The organism is Tsukamurella ocularis, assembly GCF_965138335.1.
GTDB lineage: Bacteria > Actinomycetota > Actinomycetes > Mycobacteriales > Mycobacteriaceae > Tsukamurella > Tsukamurella ocularis_A.
Genome location: NZ_CBCSDV010000001.1, coordinates 201504 through 221475, shown reverse-complemented (window position 1 = coordinate 221475; position 19972 = coordinate 201504). Strand labels below are relative to the sequence as shown.

The window sequence follows — 19972 nt, the reverse complement described above, 5'->3', positions numbered from 1 at the left end:
GAGCGATCCTTACGGGTCACGCGCAACCGCCGAGCAGCTACATTACACAACGTCTCCGCAACCCACAAAACCGCTGGTCATCTCCCGTTCACGCACCGGGCACGCGCGGGCCGCGCGACGGTGCCTAGATCGGCTCGGGCGTGAGCAGATCCTCCCAGGTGAGGTCGATCCGGACGTCTGCCGTCCCCACCATGCGTCGCACGACGTCGGACGCCAGGGACCGGAGGCGTTCGCCACCGTCGATCAACGTGCGTCCACGCCCGTCGGCGCCGACCGCGACGAGGTGGACGTGCACGCCTGCCAGGTCGCCGGCGGTCAGATCGAGCGCCACGTCGGCGACGGCGGCGGACTCGGAGGCCGCGGTGTCGGAGAGCGCCGCCGTGACGGCCTTCGAGAGGGCCAGCTCGGTGACGGCCACTCCCGGCCGGGCGGTGGCGATCGGGCGGGAGCGCCGCGGCAGCGCCGAGACCTGCAGGGCCACGGCCTCGCGCAGCCGATCGATCGCGTCCGCGCCCCAGCGCGGGTCGACCTCGGGCGCCTCGGCATCGGGTCCGGCCAGCCCGGCGAGCCGACGCGTCGCGTCGGCTATCCAATCGGTGGCCTGCGCCGGTGCGGCGTCACCACTCTCCACTCGCCTGAAACTCATCGCTCCCCCAGTGTGACCACGTCGTGTCGAATTGCACAACGGTCCGGCCTCCCCGGGCCGCGTCGGATCGCTCATGGCCAGTACTCCCCGAGCGTCTCCGCGAGGCGCTGCCGCGTGCGCTGCAGATGGCCGCGCACCGACCCCTCCGTGGTCCGCAGAACGCTCGCGATCTCGGCGATGGAGAGCCCGTCGACCTCGCGGAGCCACCACGCCGCGCGGGCGGGGTACGGCAGGCGGCCCAGTTCCCGGGCGAGGGCGTCGAGGAAGTCCCGATCGGTCGCCTTCTCGACGGGGCCGGGCCCCTGCGCGACCGCCTCGTCGACGGCCTCCGAGTCGACGACGGGCGCCCGGCGACGCAGCACGTCAGCGGTCTTGCGGGCGGCGATCGAGAACAGCCAGGTCCGCAGGCTCGAGCGGAAGGCGAAGGTGGGTAGCGCCTTCCACGCGGCGATGAGGGATTCCTGCACGATGTCGTCGCAGTCACTGCGTTCGGGCATCGTCCGCGCGACGAACCGATGCAGGGCGGGCGCGTGCCGCTGCACGAGCACGTCGAAGGCCGCGGCGTCACCGCGCTGGGCGCGCCTCGTCAGGGTCTCGTCGGACAGCGACGGCAGCAGCTCCGAGTCGAACAACCACCCTCCCAGTGTGAGATGGATCACAATCGCGTGCCGATCTCCGGGAGACGGCGACTCACCCAGTGTGCCGGAACGGATCCCGGTGCATCAGTCGACACAAGGGAGACCGAACATGACCTCGACCACCACCAAGCCCGCCGCGACCGCCGACGAGTCGACGACGGCGGCGACGAAGCCCGGCTCCGCGGTCTCCACGCAGGTCGGACGCGGTAGCACCAACATCGCCGACGTGGTCGTGTCCAAGATCGCCGGTATCGCGGCCCGCGAGGTCGACGGCGTCCACGACCTCGGCGGCCAGGCCGCGCGCGTGGTCGGCCGCATCCGCGAGACGCTGCCGGGCGCTCCGGACCTGACGCAGGGCGTCACCGTCGAGGTCGGCGAGCGACAGGCCGCCGTCGACGTGACGATCGTCGCCGAGTACGGCGTCGCGATCCACGACCTGGCCGCCGGCATCCGCAGCAACGTCATCGACGCCGTCGAGTCCATGACCGGCCTCGAGGTGACCGAGGTCAACGTCACGGTCCACGACGTGCACTTCGCCGACGATGACGACGTCGCCGGCGAGGCGCCGGCGGAGTCGCGGGTCCAGTGAGCGCTGCACGCGCCGCCCGGGTCGACGGAGTCGTCGCCGCGGTGACCGCGGTGGACGGGGTCGTCGGCGTCCACGCCGGCGGGCCCGGCTCCCCCGCCACCCACCTCCCGGGCCGGACGGTGCGCGGCGTCCGGCTCGACGACGACGGCGGGCAGGTGTCCGTCGTGCTCGAGTTCCGGCGCGACCTCGATCTGGTCGACCTCGCGGACCGCGTCCGCGTGGCCGCCTCCGACGCCGCGGGGGTCCCCGTGGACGTCGTCGTATCCGATATCGCGGTGTCCGACCCGGGCCCCGCAGCACCGAAGGAGTTCACCGCATGACGCCAGGACACTTCACCGTGTGGGGAGGCGTGATCGGCCTGCTCGTGGCGATCGCCGTCGTGGTCGGCGGCCTCGTCGGTCTCCTGCTCGCGATCGTCCTCGGCGCCGCCGGCGCGGCCGTGGGCGCGCACCTCGACGGGCTCATCGACCTCACCGCCCTGCGGCGCCGCGACCGGAGCTGACCATGACCACCGAATCGGTGACCCCCGACGGCCCGCTCGCCGCGGCCGACGCCGCGGAGCGGGGTCGCACCGTCATCGACGACCGCGTGCGGCGGCGGCTCGTCGAGCACGCGGCCCTGTCGGTGCCCGGCACCGAGCGGGTCCGCGGGCTCACGACGCGGCAGCTGCCGTCGGTGCGCTTCGCCGACCGCGCCGGCAGCGAGATCGACGTGCAGATCGCCGCGCAGTGGCCGCTCGACACCGCCCGGCTGGTGCCCGCGGTCCGTTCCGCCGTCGACGACGAGCTCGCCCGCAGCCTCGGCGCGGCCCCGAAGGAGGTGCACGTGCACATCACCCGGATCAGTGAGGACCGCACGGGTCCCCGCGCCACCCAGGCGCACGGCACCGCCGTCACCGCGACGGACGCCCCGCCCACCGCCCGCGACCTGCGGCGCCGCGCACCGCGTCGCACCGCCGGCGCAAGCATCGCGACGGTACCGCTGCTACTGGGCGTCGTGGCGCTCGGCGTGATCGCGGTCCGCGACGCCCTCGTCTCGCTCGGCTGGATCGCCGGCACCCGCTGGATCGACGCCGTGCCGCGCATCGCGGACGACGTGCGGTGGGAGTGGTGGGCGTGGCCCGCGACGATCGGCGCCATCGTGCTGGGCCTGGTGTTGATCGCCGCCGCGCTGAAGCCGCGGCGCCGCAGCCACACCCCCGTCTCCGACGAACTGTGGTTCCACCGGCGGATCGATCCCGACCGCCGCACCGCCGAGGAGGTGGCCCGATGAAGGGCTCGACCCGCGTCATCGACCGGATCGTCGCCGGCCTCGTCGGGCTCGTACTGCTGGCCGGAGGCCTGTGGGCGCTCGGCGACCGGCTCGGACAGCGAACCGCGGCCGACGCCGCCGACCGCGTGTCGGTCCCCACGATCGTGCGCCTGCCCGACCAGCCGTGGTGGCCCGCCGTCACCGGGGCGGCCGGCGCGGTCCTGGTGCTCGTGGCGCTGTGGTTGCTCGTCCGGCACCTGCGCGGCGCCACCTCGCGCACCGCGCACACGCCCGGCGACGGCACCGTCGACCTGGGGCGCGTGGCCGACGCCGTCGCCGCCGACCTGGGGCGCAGTCCCCTGATCCGGCGCGCCCGCCCGTCGACCGTGGTCGAGAAGGGCCGGCAGATCATCCGCGTGGCGGTCGCGATCGCGCCCGGCGCCCCCGTCGACGAGCTCACCGCCCTGGCGGCGGCCGCCCGCCGCGACGTGGCTCTCGCCGCCGGACCCGACGTCGCGTTCCAGGTCCTGGTGAACGACCGGCGCGGCGACCGAAGACTTGGGGAGCTCCCCCGAGACGAAGACCCATCCACCATCGAGAGGACATGACCATGGGAATCGCAGACGACGCCAGGAACAAGGCCGAGGACCTCAAGGGCCGCGCGAAGGAGGCCGCAGGCGCGGCCACCGGCAACGACGACCTCAAGGCCGAGGGCCAGGCGGATCAGGGCCTCGCCGCCGCCAAGGAGAAGATCGCCGACGCCGCGGACAAGGTCAAGGAGGGCGTCGACGCCGTCAAGAACAAGCTGTCCGGTCACTGACGCCGCACGTCCATCGTGATCGCAACCGATCACCGAGCGCGATCGCAACGAGCAGCGCACAATCAAGACCTCGAGGATCCGCCTCGGGGGAACACATCCGGTGTATCGGAAGGATCACGCATGGGCATCGCAGACGACGCGAAGAGCAAGGCGGAGGAGCTCAAGGGCCGCGCCCAGGAGGTCGCCGCAGCCGCCGGTGAGAAGTTCGATCAGGCCACCACGGCCGCCGGCGAGAAGCTCGACCAGGCCACCGCCGCCGCCAAGGAGAAGGCCGGCGAGCTCGCCGACAAGGTCAAGGGCGACGCGGACTCCCTCAAGGACAAGCTCTCGGGCAACTGACGCCCCTCGGCCGCCGGGGCCGGTCCACGCGACCGGCCTCGGTGGCCCCCGGGAGCGGACCGGCGGACTACCCTGGCCGAGTGGCCACTGTGAACCCGTCCGACCCCGCGCCGCTGAGCATCCGCTCCGATCTCGACGCACTCCCCGCCTACGTGCCGGGGAAGTCCGCGCCCGGCGCGATCAAGCTCGCCTCCAACGAGATCGTCGACGGTCCGCTGCCGTCGGTCGCCGCGGCCCTCGATGAAGTGCTGCGCAGCGCCAACCGCTACCCCGACAACGGCGCCGTGGCGCTCAAGGCCGAGCTGGCGAAGCTCACCGGCGCCACCGAGGACCAGGTCCACGCGGGCTGCGGGTCCGTCGCCCTCTGCCAGGACCTGGTCCAGGTCACCTGCCGCCCGGGCGACGAGGTGATCTTCGCCTGGCGCAGCTTCGAGGCCTATCCGATCGTGACCCGCGTCGTCGGCGCGACGCCGGTCCAGGTCCCGCTCACGGCCGATCACGCCCACGACCTCGATGCGATGGCCGCCGCCATCACCGACCGCACGCGCCTGATCTTCGTCTGCAACCCGAACAACCCCACGGGCACGACGGTCTCCGAGGGGGCCCTCGAGGCGTTCCTGCAGCAGGTGCCGCCGCACGTGATCGTCGCCCTCGACGAGGCCTACTACGAGTACCACCGGGCCAACGCGCAGACCGGCGAACGCATCGACGGCGCCGCCCTGATCGCCCGGCACCGCAACGTGATCGCGCTGCGCACCTTCTCCAAGGCCTACGGCCTCGCGGGCCTGCGGGTGGGCTACGCCATCGCCGATCCGGAGCTCATCGCCGCGCTCACCAAGGTGCATCTGCCCTTCTCGGTGAGTGTGCCGGCGCAGGCGGCTGCGATCGCCTCCCTGCACGCGAACGACGAGCTGCTGGCCCGCACCGAGGCCGTCGTCGCCGAGCGCACCCGCGTCCGGGAAGCGCTGCTGGAGGCCGGATTCGAGGTCCCGCACACCCAGGCCAACTTCGTCTGGCTCCCCCTGGACACCGACGCCCTGCGGTTCACCGCCGACGCGGCCGAGGCCGGCCTCCTGGTCCGGGGCTTCGACGGTGCCGGCGTCCGCGTCACCGTCACCGTGCCGGAGGAGAACGACGCCTTCCTCGCCTTCGCCGCGGGGTGGCGCCGGTGAGCCTCGGCAAGTACGAGTTCGCCTTCACCGCACACGTTCCCGTGCGATGGTCGGACATGGACGCCCTGGGCCACGTGAACCACGCGCGCATGGTGACGCTGCTGGAGGAGGCCCGCATCCAGTGGCTGCTCTCCGCCGGCGAGAAGTACGCGCCGCTGATCAAGAGCGCCTTCATCGCCGACGTCGCGATCAAGTACAAGGCGCAGCTGTACCACGAGGATTCGCCGGTGCAGGTGGGCATGTACATCGCGTCCAACCGCAGCGTCGACTTCACGATCGGCTACGAGGTCCGCGCGAACGGCGCCGCCCCCGAGTCGAAGCCCGCGATCCTCGCGACCACGCAGATGGCGGTCGTCGACATCGAGAAGCGCAGCCTGCGGCGCCTCACCGACGAGGAGAAGTCCTACCTCGCGTCCTGGTCGCGCGGCTGAGCCGGCGCGGGCTTCCACGCCTTCGGCGCGTCGCCGGGGAGCGCCGAGTCCGGTAGCGCCGCACCGGGTCGCACACCCGACCCGCCGGTGCCGGTCCCCGCGCCGCCGGCCCCCACGCCGGGCAGGGCGCGCCGCGCACCGTCGGGCAGGGCCGGCGGGAGATCGCCGCGCGCGCCCATGATCTGCCCGGCGACGCGACGCGCGCTCTGCGTGGAGATCTCGCGCTCGCCGGCGCGCTGCACCAGCTCGTGGATCTGCTGGTCGATCGATTCGATCGACATGCGCCGCGGCCGCTTCGAATCGGCGACGTCCACCAGGTCGCCCACGCGGGTGAGCGCGGTGACCCGGTCGACGAGCTCCTCCCAGACCTTGTCGAGCTCGCCCGAGCGGGTGCCGTCGGCGAGGCCCGGCGCGTACCGCAGCTGGCCCCACACGGACTTGAGCTGCACGACGTCGGCGGAGATCTGCACCAGGTCGGTCGGCAGGTCCAGCTGGCCGAGCTGCTCGTCGAACTCGCCTGCGCTCACCGAACGGGAGTAGCTCACCTTGTCGTAGACGAGGCCGGCGACGAACAGCAGCACGTCGTAGCGGTCCTCGAAGACGAGCAGGCCCTCGTCGGGCGCGCCGTGCCCGTCGACCCAGCCCGCGAGCTGCGGGGCGAGCCGCAGGGCCGGGCCCGCCACCCGCGCGACGGTCCGCGCGGCCACCGCCGCGGCCGACGGGGTGAGCGGCAGCGGCGTCAGGCACAGCGCGTCGAAGAGGGCGTCGCGCTCGTCGAGGTCGAGGTGCACCGCGTCCTTCCGGGCGCGACGCACGGCGCGGACGCCCGCGGCGAAGGAGATGCGGTTCAGGGTGAAGGCGTGCCGGAAGCCGGCGAGCTTGCGCCGCGCGTCCGCACCGCGCACCGCGTCGGCGGCGGCCTTGGCCTGCTGCAACGGGTTGGCAGGGACGCCGTCGGCCGACGGCGCCGGAGCCTCGTGCTCGGCGATCCGGCTGAGCCGGCGCAGCTTGGAGTAGCCGCCGATGTCCGGGAAGGCGCGCTCGGTGTCGAACCGGTTGAGCACCACCGCGCGGGCTGCGGGCTGGAGGTGACCGGCCGCGATGAGCAGGGCGGCCTCGTCGGAGAGCTCGCGCCGGGGCATCGGGATCGCGCGGGCGTCGCACCACCGGCGCACCGGCGCCTCGATGTGCACTTCAGGCTCCTGCGCGGACATCCGTCACCCCCTTCTCCGTCGACGTGCGCTTCTCATCATCCCCGAAGGGCAGGGCGGCGCGCAGCGCCCACGCGAGCACGACGGTGACGACCGAGGTCGCGAGGAAGGCGACGGCGATGCTCCCGGTGAACGGCGGCCAGCCGAGGACGTCGAGGAGGAGGACGTCCATGACGATGAGGTGCACCAGGAAGTACTCGTAGGAGATCGTGCCGAGCCACACCATCGGCCGGCTGCCCAGCACCCGGTGGTACGGCGAGCGCGCCGCCGGCGCGAGCCCGAGCGGGGCGATCAGTGCGACGGAGATCAGCAGGTAGAGGGCGGACTTCACCAGCGCCTCCACCTGGCTCGCCGGCACCATCGTGGGAGGTCCGCCGATCACCGGCAGGGCGGAGACGACGAACGCCGTCGCGGCGACGGCGAGGCACGCGGGCGTGGCCCACCGCGGCCACCGTCGGACCGACGGGACCGCGACCGTCAGCGCCATGCCCCCGACGAACCACCACAGGTAGGCGGGCGGCCACATGCGCGCGGTGCGTTCGATGTCGGGGGCGATCAGGATCCACACCGGGGTGATCGCGGCGACGGCGGCGAGGCCGGCCACCAGCCGCGCGGGCCGCCACCGGTACCGGCACAGGGCCGCGGTGAGCGCCCAGCCGATCAGCGGGAGCGCCAGGTAGAAGGCCATCTCCACCGCGAGGCTCCAGGCCTGGGTCAGCCCGACGCGCAGGTGCCCGAAGCCGTAGATCTGGGTGAAGGTGAGGTTCCGCAGCAGCCCGTCGGCGCCCCGGCCCGACGGGTTCGGCTCGTGCCGCACGAGGCCCAGCGCGTACACGGCGACGACGACCACCCAGTACGCGGGCACCACCCGCCGGAACCGGTGCCAGGCGTAGCGCCGCAGGTCGGGCTGGTGCCCGGTGCCGTCCTGCAGCAGCCGCACCCACGGCCGGAAGAGGAGGAAGCCCGACAGCGCGAAGAAGATGGGGACGCCGATCTCGAACCGCGCCCAGAGGTGCCCGGCGAAGTCGTCGGTGTAGTGGCCCGTCGAGAAGGCGGCGTGCGTCAGGCACACCGTGGCCGCCGCGACGGCACGCAGCCCGGTGAGCGGCGCTACCCGACTCTGCATCCCCTCATTTTGCCCGGTGTCCCCGGGCGTCCGTCCAGCGCCTGTCCGACACCCGTCCGACACCCGTCCGGCGCCTGTCCGGCAGCCGGGCGGCGGACGGGCGGCCCGACGATGCGCGGCTCACGCGACCGGGGTCGCCCGGAAGGCGCGACGGTACCCGAGCGGCGTCATGCCGGTGTCCCGGCGCAGGTGCGCCCGCAGGCCGGCACCGGTGCCGAGCCCGGCATCGCGGGCCACGGCGTCGACGGACAGCTCGGTGGTCTCGAGCAGCTCGCGGGCGCGGTCGAGCCGGCGGCGCAGGATCCACGCGCCGGGCGTCTGCCCGGTCTCCTCGCGGAAGCGCCGGTTGAAGGTGCGCACCGACATCCCCGCGCGCCGCGCGAGCACGTCGACCGACAGGTTCTCGTGCAGGTTCCGGACGGCCCAGTCCCGCGGTTCGACGGTGCTGCCGGCCCCGCTCACGGGCACGGGGACGTCGACGAACTGCGCCTGCGTGCCCTCGCGGGCGGGCGGGACCACGCAGTGTCGCGCGACCTTGTTCGCGACGGCGGCGCCGTGATCGCTGCGGATCAGGTGCAGGCACAGGTCCAGGCCGGCGGCGAGCCCGGCGGAGGTGAAGACGTCGCCGTCGTCGGTGAACAGGACGTGATCGACGAGGCCGACGGCGGGGTAGAGCTTGCGCAGCTGTGCGCCGTACTTCCAGTGCGTGGTGACGTTGCGCCCGTCGAGCAGGCCCGCGGCGGCGAGCACGAAGGCGCCGGTGCAGATCGAGACGATGCGGGTGCCCGGGCGGATGGTGGCGAGGGCGGCGCGGATGTCGTCGGGGAGGGTGCCGTCGAACCGGGGGCCGGGGATCTTCGTACCCGGCACGATCACCGTGTCGGCGCGGGCGAGGGCCTCGGGGCCGGCCTCGGGCGTGATGGCGTAGCCACCCGTCGCCCGGACGGGATTCCGGTCGATCCCGCAGGTGATGACGCGGTAGAGCGGCCGATCGGCCTCATCGGTGGCCTCGGAGAAGCACAGCGGCGGGATCGCGGCGTCGAAGCCCACGATGGGTTCCAGCAGCAGGACGGCGACGGTGTGCATGGCACGATTCTTTCATATCTTGTCATTCATGCCACTGTTTCCGTGCCGCGGATTCCGGGAATCTAGTCCGGTGACCACACCGCTGAAGCGCCTGCGCGCACCCCACTACGCCTGGATCGTGGCCGGCGTCGCCTTCGTGACGATGTTGGGCGCGGCCGGCTTCCGGTCCGTGCCCGGCGTGATGATGGACCCGCTGCACATGGAGTTCGGCTGGTCGCACGCCACGATCGGCGCGGCGATGTCGGTGAACATGGCACTGTTCGGGCTCACCGCGCCCTTCTCCGCGGCGCTCATGGACAAGCTGGGCGTGCGGCCCGTGGTCATCGCCGCGCTGACGCTCGTCGCCGCAGGCACCGGGCTCGCGGTGTTCATGACCGACGCCTGGCAGCTGGTCCTGCTGTGGGGCGTCCTGGTCGGCCTGGGCACCGGATCCCTGTCGACGGCCTTCGTCGCCACCATCGCGATGCGCTGGTTCGTCGCGCGACGGGGCCTGGTGACGGGCGTCCTCACCGCCGCCAGCGCCACCGGGCAGCTGATCTTCCTGCCGGTCGTGGCGGCCCTGTCCGAGGCGCACGGCTGGCGCACCGCGACCCTCGTGGTCACCGCCGTCGCCGTCGCGGTGATCCCCGTCGCCGGCCTGTTCCTGCGGTCGTGGCCGGCGCAGCTGGGCCTGCCGCCGTTCGGCGCGGCCGAGATCGCACCCCCGCCCGCGCCGTCGCGCGGCGCGGTGCGCGCGGCCTTCGCGGGCCTCGCGACGGGCGCCCGCCGCCCGGCCTTCTGGCTGCTCGCCGCGAGCTTCGCCATCTGCGGCGCGACGACCAACGGCTTGCTGCAGACGCATTTCATCCCCGCCGCCGGCGATCACGGGATGCCCGCGACCACGGCCGCCTCGCTCCTCGCGGTCATCGGCGTCTTCGACGTGGTCGGCACCATCGCCTCGGGCTGGCTCACCGACCGCGTGGACTCGCGGGTCCTGCTGGTGGTCTACTACCTCGGCCGCGGGCTCGCGCTGGCGCTGCTGCCCGCGCTGCTCTCCCCCGGCATCGCGCCGGGCCTGCTGGTCTTCATCCTGTTCTACGGCCTCGACTGGGTGGCGACGGTGCCGCCGACGATGGCTCTGGCGCGCGAGCACTTCGGCGAGTCGACGCCGGTGGTCTTCGGGTGGATCTTCGCCTCGCACCAGTTGGGCGCCGCGGTCGCGGCGTTCGGCGCCGGCTACATCCGCGACGCCTCGGGCGGCTACGACCCGGCCTTCTACGCCGCCGGCGCGCTCTGCGCCGCCGCCGCGGCGATGTGCTGGGCGGTCCCGCGGGCGCGCGCCCGCACGGTCGCGCCGGAGCCGATCGCCGCCTGACGGCGCCGGCTCAGACCGGGGTCTCGGTGAAGATGCGCAGACCCTCGGCACGCACCTGGGCCCGTTCCGGCGGCTCGACCATCCCGGCGAGCCGCAGCCCGGCGACCACCCCCGCCGCGGCGGGACCGCCGGCCTCGGGCCGGTCCTCGGGCCATGCCGTCGCCTCGCGCACCTCCCGGTACTCGACGGACTCGGGGTCGATGTCGAGTTCCCCCGTGCGCTCGCGCACGTAGGTGCCGGTCTCCTCGAGCAGTAGTTCGACGGTGCCGAGGACCGTCGGCGCCGGCCCCGCGTCGTGCCACCCCAGGCTCACGATGAGGTCGGTGCGATAGGGGTCCGTCACGGAGAAGCCGAGTTGCGCGTACAGTTCGCCGACCCGCACCAGACCGGAGTCGGGATCCCAGTCGAGCACCTCGGGCGCCGGGTAACCCGGCCGCCGGCTGGGATGCAGGGTGAGCGCGCCGCGCACAGTCCCGCCCACGCGGGGCACCTCGCCGCAGCACTGGTACTCCCAGTTCGAGATGTGCACGTACAGCAGCGATACGTCCAGCGACAAAACAGAATTCACGGCTCTGTACCGGGTGTTCAGCGACCCGCAGGAGTGGTTCCGCGGGGTCCCGGCGTACCTCCGCGGCTATCGTAGCCACGGCCCGCGCGAACTGTTGCGATTGCACTCGCCGTGCCGCCGAGAGATGCGCTCCGGCGGCACGAGCCCGGCGTATCGGCGGGGTCGCGCCGCTCCGGCTCACATCTCGGCGTCCCCGGGATCGACGAGCAGCCGGACGAACAGTTCCGCGGGCGGGTTCGCGGGATCGGGTCGGACGAACATCACACCAGCGATGAGCTGTCCACCCATGTCGTCCATCGCGCTGGCCTGGAGCACTTCTCCGCGAACCACGCGGCTCATCGAAGCCAAGTGTCCGGTCTTGTCGATCCGCTCGTCCCCCAGGTCCACCTCGATCACGCCGCCCTCCGCGGGGAGCGCGGATCCGAACAGTTCCGTCGGTCCGGTGAGATGAATGGTCCGTCGGGCGCGCTCCTCGTCGGCGAGGCGCTCGTCGATCTCAGCCTCGGTGGGAGTCAGCCGGGCCGTGACTCGCAGCCCGACGACGACGCCGATCGTGGCCGCTCCCCCGCCCTCGAGCTGCTCCTCCGGCCAGCGCGTCGCCTCGTCGACCTCGTGGAACTCCCGCGAGTCCGGGTCGATGAGCAGTGTCCGGTCCGCGCCGACAGGCAGGAAGCGCCCCGTCTTCTCGATGACCCGCTCGACGACACCGGTGACCGTCGGCCTGGCGTCGCGCTCGTGCCATCCCAGGCCGAGGAACAGTTCTCCCGACGGTTCGGTGAGGTCGTAGCCGAGCTGTGCGGTCGTCGACCCGAATCGCACCAGCCCGGATCGCCGATCGAAACCGGTGACCGTGGGCGCGGAATACCCGCGGGCCTCGCTCGCGTACGCGGTCAAGGTGCCACTGAGCTCGACGCCGAGAGCGGGAACCGTGCCGCAGCACTGGTACTCCCAGTTCGCGATATGGACGTACAGCAGGGAATCGTCGGACGACGGACTGTTCACAGACTTCACCGGGCGATGGACGAACCGCGGCGCGAAGGCCCCGGGACCCGGTGTACCCGCGTTCAGTCTAGCGAAGCCCGAACGCGGGATACAAGATTCAGCAGAAGCCGCACTCGCCGTTGGCGGCGAGCTGGGTGAAGCAGTTGGGGCAGAGCTTGGCCGGGCGGGGCTCGGGCTTGGCCGGGGCGGCGGCCTTGGCGGGCCGGGCCGACGGCACCTTCGCCGCGCGCGGTGCGGCGGGGGTGCGGGCCTTGACGACCCGCCCGTTCGACGCGGCCTTCGCGGGCTTGACCCGGGCGATCCGTGCCGCGGCGGCCCGACGGGCCTCCTCCAGCTTGGGCGTGAGCTGCGGGGCTGCACCAGCGGGCACGGCAGCACCGAAGTGCAGGTAACAGGCGAAGCGCGCGGCCGCGGCGTGCTGATCGAGGTTCTCCGGGATCGGGAGGCCCGCGGCCGCGACGGCGTAGGCGTAGCCCTCGCCGACGGTCTGGTCGTGGGCGACCATGAGCGAGACGAGCGGCGGCTCGCCCGCCGCCTGGCAGCGATCCGTCACGCGCCGTTGCAGCGCGGCGACCCAGAGGCGCACGGGCGCGCGGGTCGCGACCCCGGCGTCGGCCTGCGCGCGGGCGGCGAGTTCGGCGAAGCTGATGAAGGATCCGTACCGGCCGGCCAGCTCGACGAGCGCGGAATGGGCGGTCTCGGCCCACAGATCGAGCGCCTCGGAGAAGGGCACGGACAGCTCGTTGGCGGTGCGCCAGGCTTCGAGGTCGATCGGGTCTTCGGGGGCAGCAGCACCGGCTTCGCTCACCCTCTCAGTTTCGGCTATCCATGGGGTGCAACGCAAACCGTCGACCTCGACGTGAACTCGACCACACCCGCACGACACCCGCGACCAAGGCGGAACGGCGATTGTTGGAGGTTCGGACAAGTCATGGGCGCGCCGGCGCCGATACGTTGGTCAGCATGCCGAACGAATCCGCTCCTGCCGCACCGCTGACCCCCGAAGAGATCAGCGAGCGCACCGCGAGCGCCGTCGGCCACCACTACGTGTACCGCGACACCTACGTCGTGGGCCGCGAGAAGATCCGCGAGTACGCGACCGCCTCTCAGTTCACCGACCCGGCGCACTTCGACGTCGAGGCGGCGCGCGCCGCCGGCTACGCCGACCTGGTCGCGCCGCCGATGCTCGTCAGCGTCGCGGGCATCGTCGCCAACCGACCACTCTTCGACGACTCGGTGATCGGCTACGGCGCGAGCCAGCTGATCCAGGCCGACGAGGCGATGACCTACCACCGGCCCGTGGTCGCGGGTGACGAGCTGACCATCCACGTGTTCGTCGACAAGCACCGCCGCGTCGGCGGCTACGACATGGTGACGCTCCGCAACGAGATGTACTCGCAGAGCGACGAGCATCTGGTCACGCTCTCCACCACGCTCATCGGCGGCTCGCCCGATGGCGACGAGGCCGGGGACTTCAGCGAGGCCGCGAAGAGCGTGGTGATGCACGGCGTCGTCATCGCCTGACCGCGAGACGCCGCCGGGCGATCACCGCGCGAACTGCACCACCACGTCGTAGCCGATCTTGCAGATGAACGCCGAGACCACGACGAGGAAGACCACCTTGACGAAGCCGCTGCCCTTCGCGACCGCGGTCCGCGCCCCGAGGTAGCCGCCCGCGACGTTGGCGCAGGCCATCGCCACGCCGAGCTTCCAGTAGCCCGCACCCTGCGGCAGGAAGACCACGAGCGACGCGAGGTTGGTCGCGAAGTTGGCGACCTTCGCCTTCGCCGACGCCTCGAGGAACGCGTACCCCATGAGGCCGACCATCGCGAAGACGAGGAACGAGCCCGTGCCCGGCCCGAGCGCACCGTCGTAGACCCCGATGGCGAACCCGGCCAGCCCGGCCGTCACGAGGTGCCGGTGCCCGCGGTAGCGCAGCTCCGTCTCGTCGCCGAGGTCGGGCTGCCGCAGCGTGTAGACGAAGACCGCGACGAGTGCGGCCAGGATGATCGGGTTGAACGCCGAGCGCGGGATGTGCGAGGCGATGATCGAGCCCGCGATCGCGCCGGCGAAGGCCGGGACGGCCAGGGCGACGGCGGTCCGCCAGTCGGGTCGCACGCGCCGCCAGTAGGTGATGCTGCTCGTCGTCGTGCCGGCGATGGAGGCCATCTTGTTGGTCGCGAGCAGGTGGATCGGCGCGGCCGTGGGGAACGCGATGAGCAGCGCGGGGAGCTGGATCAGGCCGCCCCCGCCCACGACGGAGTCCACCCAGCCGGCGGCGAGGGCCGCGAGGAGAAGCAGGAGCAGCGTCGTCGTGGTGATGTCGGGCACCGATCGATCGTGCTGTAATGGCCTTGTGCATATCAACCCTTACGGCGAGGATCCGGTGTTGCTCGCGGTCGAGCTGGCGAACGATCCGGCGGTCGACCTGGCCGACCTGGTCCGACGGTGCGATGCGCACGACATGCTCGTGGAGGCCGTCGGCGCCGAGGACTTCGCGGGCTGCCGCGACCTGATCGACGCCTGGCTCACCGTGGTCGACGCGGAGGACGTCCCGACCCGGGTCGAGCGCCTCAACGCGTTGCTCGCCGAGCACGCCTCCCACCCGCGCGTCACCGACCACGCCGGGACCGGATGGCACATCCACTACCGCGAGTCCGGCGCGACGCTCACGGGCCAGCTCGCCGTGCTGATCCTCACCGGCACCGCCCTGCACCTGACGACGCGCGGGATGAATCGGCTCGGCCGGTGCGCGTCATCGGACTGTACGGCGGTGTTCGCGGACGTCTCCCGCAATGGTCGCCAGCGGTACTGCTCGCCCCGGTGCGGCAGCCGCGAGGCCGTGCGGCGCCATCGCGCGGCCTGACAACAGATCCTGCACCAGCGATCACACGATGTTGCATTACTAATGCAGGTTGTTGATACTGCCCACATGACCCTCCCACCCACCGGCCCGAGCTGCCGGTTCTGCGGAGCCTCGCCCGCGATCGATGCGACCGTCCGCGGCCACCAGGGCTTCCTCATCCTGATGCGCTTCCTCAAGCAGCCGGGACCGTACTGCCGCGACTGCGGCATCGCGACCGTCCGGAGCATGTCCGCGAAGAGCCTGTGGCAGGGATGGACGAGCTTCTTCTCCGTCGTGATCAATCCACTCACGCTCCTGTGGAACCTGGTGATCCGGATCCGCTTGCAGCGCCTGCCCGCCGTCGAGCAGCCCGGCCCCGTCGCATCGATGGACGAGGGCAGGCCGCTGTACCGGAGGCTCGGGATGCTCGGCCTGTTGATTCCGCTCGCCGTCCTCGGCTGGCTCCTCTACAACAAGTTCATCGTTCACGAGTACGACGCCACCGGCGCGAGCGCGGGAGAGTGCGTGGCCACCTCCGGCGAGAGGCTCACGGTGGTCGTGGGCTGCACCGAGCCGCGAGCCGACTACCGCGTCGCGGGGAGGCTGCCCGGCACCGTCGACCCGGCGGGGTGCGAGGCCTACCCGAGCACCACCAAGACCTTCGCGGAAACGCGCAGGAGCGAGAAGTACGTGCTGTGCCTGGAACCGCTCACGAGGTAGTCGGGCGGGAGTCCTCCCGGATGGGACGGCGGGCGAGCCACGCAGCCACGATCGCACCGGAGACGTTGTGCCACAGCGAGAAGACCGCCGACGGTAGGGCCGCGAGCGGCGAGAAGTGGGCGGTGGCCAGCGTGGCCGCGAGCCCGGAGTTCTGCATGCCCACCTCGAAGGCCAGGGCGCGCCGGGCGCGGTCGTCGAGGCGGCCGAGCCTCCCCGCGAGGTAGCCAAGCCCGAGGCCGAAGCCGTTGTGCAGCACCACCGCGAGGAAGACGACGCCGCCCGCGGCGGCGAGCTTGCTCGCGCTCCCCGCCACGACGATCGCGACGATGAACGCGATGACGATCGCGGACGCCCAGGGAAGCACCGGGAGCGCTCGCGCCACGAGACTCCTCGCGAACCGTCGCGCCACCACGCCGAGGATCACCGGCAGAAGAACGGTTTTGACGATGTCGAGGACCATGCCGCCGGCATCGATGGGCAGGTAGGAGCCGGCGAGCAACAGCACCAGCAGCGGGGTCACGATCGGGGCGATGAGCGTGGAGACGCTCGCCACCGCCACCGACAACGCGACGTCGCCCTTGGCCAGGAATGCCATCACGTTCGACGCCGTGCCCGACGGGGCGCAGCCCACCAGGATCACGCCCACCGCCAGCTCGGGCTCGAGGTTCAGGGCGTGCGCGATGACCCAGCCCGCCCCCGGCATGATCACGTAGTGCGCGACGATGCCGAGCACGACAGCCCAGGGCCGCTTCGCCACCGACGCCAGATCCGGCGGGGTCAGCGTGAGCCCCATGCAGAACATGATCACGCCCAGCAGATACGGCACCGACGGAGCGAGCGGCGTGAAGGTGCCGGGCGTCAGGTAGCCGACGACACCCGCCACCAGGACCAGGAGTGGGAAGACGGTGACCGCCGTCCGCGCGATGCGCGCCTCCGCCGCGAGCGCGGGATTCTCCGGCGTTCCAAGGGGCGACGACATTCTTCGATGCTCTCACTTCCCGCGCCGGCCTGTGCCACCGACCGTCGAGACCATGCGAAGCCCTCCTCAGCACGGCACCGTCGACTAGATTGCGAGCGTGAAACCTGATAGCCCAGCGAGGCGCCGCGCGAACCTGCGTCGGCTCGCCGGCGAGTGGTGGGAGGGCGGCCCGACCTACGAGGAGCGGATCGCCTACCTGGGCAACCGCTCGCTCCTGCCGATGGTGCGGCTGGTGGTCAGCATCTGCGCCCTGGTGCTGGGCGCACTCCTGCTCGCCCTCGTGACCGTCGTGGACCCGCTGACGCCCTGGGCGATCGTCCGGCTCGTCGGCGCGGGAGCGGTGGCGCTGTTCTGGGCGGTCCGCTGGCAGATCGGCGACGTCCCGAGCGCTCGCGGTGCGGCGATCTTCTTCGCCTCTTCGATCGTCGCCATCTACGCGGCGGCGTCGACGCAGGATGACGCGATCGCGTTCGTCGCCGCCCTGGCGATGATCGCGACCTTCGGAGCGCTGGTCCTGGCGACCCGCGCCTTCCTCGTCAACGCCGCTCTGGTGCTCGCGGCCATCACCGCCTCGACGATCGCGGCGATCCCCGTGCAGGGCTGGACCATCGCACTGATGGGCGCCGTGATCCTTGCCGGCGCGACGATCGGGGTCCCCGCCGTCATGCAGTTCGGGATGACCTTCTCCTGGTTCGACACCGCCGAGGCCGGCACGGATCCCCTCACCGGTGCCCGCAACCGACGGGGCCTCACGACCATGTGGGCGACGTGGGCCCTGCGTCGCACGCCCTCCGTAGCCCGCGTCGGCATCATCGTCCTCGATCTCGACCGCTTCAAAGCCGTCAACGATTCGCGGGGGCACAACGCCGGCGACGAGATCCTCGTCCGCGTCGCCCGGATCCTGCACGCCGAGAGCGCCGCGGTCGATGCGATCGTCGCGCGCCTGGGTGGCGACGAGTTCGCACTCCTGGTCGTCGGACAGGACACGCCGGCGTACATCGATCTCGCCGAGCGGATCCGCGAGCGCGTGCGCACGATGGCGGCCGTCGACGGAATCGTCGTCACCACGAGCATCGGCGTCGCCGCCACGGATTCCCCCACCCCCGACCGGGAGCTCCTCGAGCACCTGCTCACCCGCGCGGACGCGGCGATGTACCGGGCGAAGGGCACGGGCGACGCCGTCGTCGTGGCCCCCGCCCCGACGGCTCGCTGACCCTACTCCGGTTCGACGCCCGACGGTGCCGCCTCCGGCCGGGCCGTCGGCCGCGTCCAATAGATTGTTTAGCAACAGCATTTCTCGCGTGAATCACAGTTCTTCCTATTTGATTGCAAATCTTGTCGATCGACGAATGCTGCAGCAATCACCGATTCCGCCTGCCGACCGCCCCCCGATCCACACGGCCACTTTCCCATCTCAAACTCCGCAGGTCTGACAAGGGAGCAGCGTACGAAAACGTTCTACAGGCGCCATATTGCGACTGACAGATCGTTCAGTTAAATCGCAAATACGGATTACCCGTTCAGCTCCTTATCAGCTTTGATAGGCGCTAGAGTTTTGCCGTTGCAGAGAATTTCTTCGCATACATTCACCCTTTGACACACGGAGGTACTTTCGTGGGACGACACAGCGCACCGACAGCGCTCCAACGCTCGGCGCGGCGTGCCACCGTCGCGGCTGGCGCCCTCGCCGCGACGGCGGCGATCACGACGGGCGGCGCGGGAACCGCGGCCGCGGCGACCACGGCGGTGGACACCGTCGCAGCCCCGACCACCGTTCCCGGCCCGTTCGGCAGCTCGATCACGTACATCACGAACGCGGGCGGGCCGGGCGTCGCCTTCCCGGGCGGCTCGGTCACCACCGTCTATCCGTTCGGGCTCGGCTCACAGAACGTCGTCGTCGGGCCCGCGGGCGTGTCCACCGACTCCACCGGCAACTCCGCCATCTACGCCCCCAGCGGCAGCATCACCGCGAACGGGCCACTGGGTTCGAACGTCTACTCCTCCGGCACCGGCCCGATGTTCCGCTTCGGCCCGAGCGGCATCGGCACCTTCCTCGGAACGAACGGCTACGGCTTCAACATCCCGGGCGTGGTGAACGGCGGCGGCAGCACCTTCTTCGGCGATGTCCAGTTGACCCCCGTCGGCCTCGTCGCCACGGGCCCGAACGGGGCCCACTCCATCGGGGGCCCCCTCGGCACCCTCGCGAGCGCGTTCGGAGGCAGCGTGCTGCAGCTCGGGCCCGGCGGCCTCTTCGCCCACGCCGGCTCCCTCACCCTGAGCGGCTCGTTACCGCTACTGGGCGGCGGCAGCCTGAGTTTCATGCCCGGCCTGGTCTCGATCACCCCCACCGGCCTGATGCTCCAAAGCCCGCTGCTCAGTTTCGGCGGGGGCGGCCTGCTCGGCGGCCTCAGCGGCAGCTTCTCGCCGATCACCCTGACACTCGATGCCAACGGGCTGAACATCGGAGGCGGCGGTTGGGGCCTCAGCGGTGGTTCGATCTTCGGCATCGGCGGCGGCGGGGGCGGCTATTTCGGCAACCTGCACCTGGGGCTGGACGGCCTGAACGTCCAGGGACCGGTGGCCTCGGGCAGCCTCGGCGGCCCGCTCGGCACGATCAATACCGTCCTGCAGGGCGGATTCTTCAACCTCGGCACCGGCGGGCTGTCCGCGGGTGGCGGGATGGGGCTGGTCAACGTCGGCACCCCGCTCGGTGGCCACAACACCGTCGTGAACAGCGGCTTCGTGGCCGTCACGCCGACCGGTTCCACCATCGTCAGCCCCTCGGGCAGCTCGACCACGAGTACCCCCGCGGGCGCGGTGACCGTCGCCGTCACCACCCCTGTCACCGCCAGCGCGGACCAGTCCGGCGCATCGGTCAACGGTGGCTCCGTGACGGGCAACGTCAGCAACGGCTCCGGCTCCACGTCGGTGACCGTCGCCGGCGGATCCGCCAGCACCAACGGCGGCGAGGACGGTGGCCCCACCTCCACCCCGCCGAGCGTCACGGTGGACCACACCTCGACCAAGGACACCGACGCGGCCACTACTGCGAAGCCGGACAGCGAATCGGTTGCCGGCGCTCAGGCATCCGGCTCCGAGCCGAGCACCGTGAGCTCCGGCACCACCGGGGCCGACACCGAGACCGAGACCGGGGCCGACGCCAGCACCGACTCGAGCGACGACTGACACGCTGAC

At 71.9% G+C, this 19972-nt stretch carries 25 protein-coding genes; 15 read left to right on the top strand and 10 right to left on the bottom strand.

The genetic code is table 11. The annotated features are described in order from the left end of the window. Positions 1 to 124: 124 nt before the first annotated feature. Together ACNAYW_RS01130 and ACNAYW_RS01125 are read right to left on the bottom strand one after the other, a co-directional pair. Complete coding sequence (locus tag ACNAYW_RS01130; RefSeq protein WP_415847920.1) at positions 125 to 646, bottom strand: hypothetical protein; 522 nt, start codon at positions 644 to 646, stop codon at positions 125 to 127. 71 nt (positions 647 to 717) lie between these two features. After that, a complete protein-coding gene (locus ACNAYW_RS01125; protein WP_415847919.1) occupies positions 718 to 1278 on the bottom strand; it encodes an RNA polymerase sigma factor in 561 nt (186 codons plus the stop codon). 115 nt (positions 1279 to 1393) lie between these two features. Between ACNAYW_RS01125 and ACNAYW_RS01120 the strand changes: the two genes are divergently transcribed. The 9 genes from ACNAYW_RS01120 to ACNAYW_RS01080 all read left to right on the top strand — a co-directional run bounded on the left by ACNAYW_RS01120 (position 1394) and on the right by ACNAYW_RS01080 (position 5886). Then, on the top strand, positions 1394 to 1873 hold the full coding sequence (locus ACNAYW_RS01120; protein WP_415847918.1) for an Asp23/Gls24 family envelope stress response protein: 480 nt from the start codon (positions 1394 to 1396) through the stop codon (positions 1871 to 1873). Then, positions 1870 to 2193 (top strand): hypothetical protein, encoded by a 324-nt coding sequence (locus ACNAYW_RS01115; RefSeq protein WP_415847917.1) that lies wholly within the window; start codon positions 1870 to 1872, stop codon positions 2191 to 2193. The genes ACNAYW_RS01120 and ACNAYW_RS01115 overlap by 4 nt, the downstream gene beginning before the upstream one ends. Beyond that, the gene (locus ACNAYW_RS01110; protein ID WP_415847916.1) at positions 2190 to 2375 is read left to right on the top strand and encodes a DUF2273 domain-containing protein; all 186 of its coding nucleotides are present in this window, start codon (positions 2190 to 2192) and stop codon (positions 2373 to 2375) included. The genes ACNAYW_RS01115 and ACNAYW_RS01110 overlap by 4 nt, the downstream gene beginning before the upstream one ends. A gap of 2 nt (positions 2376 to 2377) precedes the next feature. Continuing rightward, a complete protein-coding gene (locus tag ACNAYW_RS01105; RefSeq protein ID WP_415847915.1) occupies positions 2378 to 3145 on the top strand; it encodes an Asp23/Gls24 family envelope stress response protein in 768 nt (255 codons plus the stop codon). Next, a complete protein-coding gene (locus ACNAYW_RS01100) occupies positions 3142 to 3732 on the top strand; it encodes an alkaline shock response membrane anchor protein AmaP (protein ID WP_415847914.1) in 591 nt (196 codons plus the stop codon). The genes ACNAYW_RS01105 and ACNAYW_RS01100 overlap by 4 nt, the downstream gene beginning before the upstream one ends. Before the next feature lie 2 nt (positions 3733 to 3734). Further along, on the top strand, positions 3735 to 3944 hold the full coding sequence (locus ACNAYW_RS01095) for a CsbD family protein (protein ID WP_415847913.1): 210 nt from the start codon (positions 3735 to 3737) through the stop codon (positions 3942 to 3944). Positions 3945 to 4064: 120 nt separating this feature from the next. Next, positions 4065 to 4283: a CsbD family protein gene (locus ACNAYW_RS01090; protein WP_415847912.1), complete on the top strand. Its 219-nt coding sequence runs from the start codon at positions 4065 to 4067 to the stop codon at positions 4281 to 4283. A gap of 113 nt (positions 4284 to 4396) precedes the next feature. Beyond that, positions 4397 to 5455, top strand: a complete 1059-nt coding sequence (gene hisC / locus ACNAYW_RS01085; RefSeq protein WP_415848206.1) for a histidinol-phosphate transaminase — start codon at positions 4397 to 4399, stop codon at positions 5453 to 5455. Then, positions 5452 to 5886: an acyl-CoA thioesterase gene (locus ACNAYW_RS01080; protein ID WP_415847911.1), complete on the top strand. Its 435-nt coding sequence runs from the start codon at positions 5452 to 5454 to the stop codon at positions 5884 to 5886. Before hisC ends, ACNAYW_RS01080 begins: the two co-directional genes overlap by 4 nt. On the opposite strand, the gene ACNAYW_RS01075 is transcribed toward ACNAYW_RS01080, so the two are convergent. From ACNAYW_RS01075 to ACNAYW_RS01065, 3 genes are all read right to left on the bottom strand, one after another. Further along, a complete protein-coding gene (locus ACNAYW_RS01075) occupies positions 5859 to 7100 on the bottom strand; it encodes a hypothetical protein (protein WP_415847910.1) in 1242 nt (413 codons plus the stop codon). The two genes, ACNAYW_RS01080 and ACNAYW_RS01075, sit on opposite strands and share 28 nt — an antisense overlap. Beyond that, complete coding sequence (locus ACNAYW_RS01070; RefSeq protein ID WP_415847909.1) at positions 7081 to 8223, bottom strand: acyltransferase family protein; 1143 nt, start codon at positions 8221 to 8223, stop codon at positions 7081 to 7083. Before ACNAYW_RS01070 ends, ACNAYW_RS01075 begins: the two co-directional genes overlap by 20 nt. A gap of 120 nt (positions 8224 to 8343) precedes the next feature. Continuing rightward, positions 8344 to 9309, bottom strand: coding sequence for a GlxA family transcriptional regulator (locus tag ACNAYW_RS01065; protein WP_415847908.1), 966 nt, complete (start codon positions 9307 to 9309; stop codon positions 8344 to 8346). 28 nt (positions 9310 to 9337) lie between these two features. Between ACNAYW_RS01065 and ACNAYW_RS01060 the strand changes: the two genes are divergently transcribed. Then, a complete protein-coding gene (locus ACNAYW_RS01060; protein ID WP_415847907.1) occupies positions 9338 to 10663 on the top strand; it encodes an MFS transporter in 1326 nt (441 codons plus the stop codon). 10 nt (positions 10664 to 10673) lie between these two features. Here ACNAYW_RS01060 and ACNAYW_RS01055 read toward each other — a convergent pair whose 3' ends face one another. From ACNAYW_RS01055 to ACNAYW_RS01045, 3 genes are all read right to left on the bottom strand, one after another. Then, complete coding sequence (locus ACNAYW_RS01055) at positions 10674 to 11219, bottom strand: DUF6578 domain-containing protein (RefSeq protein WP_415847906.1); 546 nt, start codon at positions 11217 to 11219, stop codon at positions 10674 to 10676. Positions 11220 to 11408: 189 nt separating this feature from the next. Beyond that, positions 11409 to 12233 carry a DUF6578 domain-containing protein gene (locus tag ACNAYW_RS01050; RefSeq protein WP_415847905.1) on the bottom strand — a complete coding sequence of 275 codons (825 nt, stop codon included), beginning with the start codon at positions 12231 to 12233 and terminating at the stop codon, positions 11409 to 11411. A gap of 97 nt (positions 12234 to 12330) precedes the next feature. Then, a complete protein-coding gene (locus tag ACNAYW_RS01045) occupies positions 12331 to 13041 on the bottom strand; it encodes a hypothetical protein (RefSeq protein WP_415847904.1) in 711 nt (236 codons plus the stop codon). 155 nt (positions 13042 to 13196) lie between these two features. Between ACNAYW_RS01045 and ACNAYW_RS01040 the strand changes: the two genes are divergently transcribed. Next, positions 13197 to 13757 (top strand): FAS1-like dehydratase domain-containing protein, encoded by a 561-nt coding sequence (locus tag ACNAYW_RS01040; protein ID WP_415847903.1) that lies wholly within the window; start codon positions 13197 to 13199, stop codon positions 13755 to 13757. 21 nt (positions 13758 to 13778) lie between these two features. Here the strand turns inward: ACNAYW_RS01040 and ACNAYW_RS01035 are convergent, their stop codons facing one another. Next, positions 13779 to 14564, bottom strand: a complete 786-nt coding sequence (locus ACNAYW_RS01035; RefSeq protein WP_415847902.1) for a sulfite exporter TauE/SafE family protein — start codon at positions 14562 to 14564, stop codon at positions 13779 to 13781. A gap of 25 nt (positions 14565 to 14589) precedes the next feature. Here ACNAYW_RS01035 and ACNAYW_RS01030 point away from each other — a divergent pair, with 25 nt between their 5' ends. Together ACNAYW_RS01030 and ACNAYW_RS01025 are read left to right on the top strand one after the other, a co-directional pair. Next, the gene (locus tag ACNAYW_RS01030; protein ID WP_415847901.1) at positions 14590 to 15099 is read left to right on the top strand and encodes a CGNR zinc finger domain-containing protein; all 510 of its coding nucleotides are present in this window, start codon (positions 14590 to 14592) and stop codon (positions 15097 to 15099) included. Between the two features lie 66 nt (positions 15100 to 15165). After that, positions 15166 to 15798 carry an LppU/SCO3897 family protein gene (locus ACNAYW_RS01025; RefSeq protein ID WP_415847900.1) on the top strand — a complete coding sequence of 211 codons (633 nt, stop codon included), beginning with the start codon at positions 15166 to 15168 and terminating at the stop codon, positions 15796 to 15798. Here ACNAYW_RS01025 and ACNAYW_RS01020 read toward each other — a convergent pair. After that, entirely contained in the window at positions 15788 to 16777 is a 990-nt protein-coding gene (locus ACNAYW_RS01020; protein ID WP_415847899.1) for a bile acid:sodium symporter family protein, read from the bottom strand. The genes ACNAYW_RS01025 and ACNAYW_RS01020 overlap by 11 nt on opposite strands. Positions 16778 to 16874: 97 nt before the next feature. Between ACNAYW_RS01020 and ACNAYW_RS01015 the strand changes: the two genes are divergently transcribed. After that, entirely contained in the window at positions 16875 to 17990 is a 1116-nt protein-coding gene (locus ACNAYW_RS01015) for a GGDEF domain-containing protein (protein WP_415847898.1), read from the top strand. A 401-nt stretch (positions 17991 to 18391) separates the two neighbouring features. Continuing rightward, entirely contained in the window at positions 18392 to 19963 is a 1572-nt protein-coding gene (locus tag ACNAYW_RS01010) for a hypothetical protein (RefSeq protein ID WP_415847897.1), read from the top strand. Positions 19964 to 19972 lie beyond the last annotated feature (9 nt).

Excerpts from the sequence above, each read along its gene's own strand:
- ACNAYW_RS01070 (WP_415847909.1), bottom strand. The coding sequence starts at position 8,223 with ATGCAGAGTCGGGTAGCGCCGCTCACCGGGCTGCGTGCCGTCGCGGCG.
- ACNAYW_RS01095 (WP_415847913.1), top strand. The coding sequence starts at position 3,735 with ATGGGAATCGCAGACGACGCCAGGAACAAGGCCGAGGACCTCAAGGGC.
- ACNAYW_RS01025 (WP_415847900.1), top strand. The coding sequence starts at position 15,166 with ATGACCCTCCCACCCACCGGCCCGAGCTGCCGGTTCTGCGGAGCCTCG.
- ACNAYW_RS01130 (WP_415847920.1), bottom strand. The coding sequence starts at position 646 with ATGAGTTTCAGGCGAGTGGAGAGTGGTGACGCCGCACCGGCGCAGGCC.
- ACNAYW_RS01120 (WP_415847918.1), top strand. The coding sequence starts at position 1,394 with ATGACCTCGACCACCACCAAGCCCGCCGCGACCGCCGACGAGTCGACG.
- ACNAYW_RS01110 (WP_415847916.1), top strand. The coding sequence starts at position 2,190 with ATGACGCCAGGACACTTCACCGTGTGGGGAGGCGTGATCGGCCTGCTC.
- ACNAYW_RS01020 (WP_415847899.1), bottom strand. The coding sequence starts at position 16,777 with ATGTCGTCGCCCCTTGGAACGCCGGAGAATCCCGCGCTCGCGGCGGAG.
- ACNAYW_RS01100 (WP_415847914.1), top strand. The coding sequence starts at position 3,142 with ATGAAGGGCTCGACCCGCGTCATCGACCGGATCGTCGCCGGCCTCGTC.
- ACNAYW_RS01060 (WP_415847907.1), top strand. The coding sequence starts at position 9,338 with ATGCCACTGTTTCCGTGCCGCGGATTCCGGGAATCTAGTCCGGTGACC.
- ACNAYW_RS01105 (WP_415847915.1), top strand. The coding sequence starts at position 2,378 with ATGACCACCGAATCGGTGACCCCCGACGGCCCGCTCGCCGCGGCCGAC.
- ACNAYW_RS01065 (WP_415847908.1), bottom strand. The coding sequence starts at position 9,309 with ATGCACACCGTCGCCGTCCTGCTGCTGGAACCCATCGTGGGCTTCGAC.
- ACNAYW_RS01090 (WP_415847912.1), top strand. The coding sequence starts at position 4,065 with ATGGGCATCGCAGACGACGCGAAGAGCAAGGCGGAGGAGCTCAAGGGC.
- ACNAYW_RS01040 (WP_415847903.1), top strand. The coding sequence starts at position 13,197 with ATGCCGAACGAATCCGCTCCTGCCGCACCGCTGACCCCCGAAGAGATC.
- ACNAYW_RS01075 (WP_415847910.1), bottom strand. The coding sequence starts at position 7,100 with ATGTCCGCGCAGGAGCCTGAAGTGCACATCGAGGCGCCGGTGCGCCGG.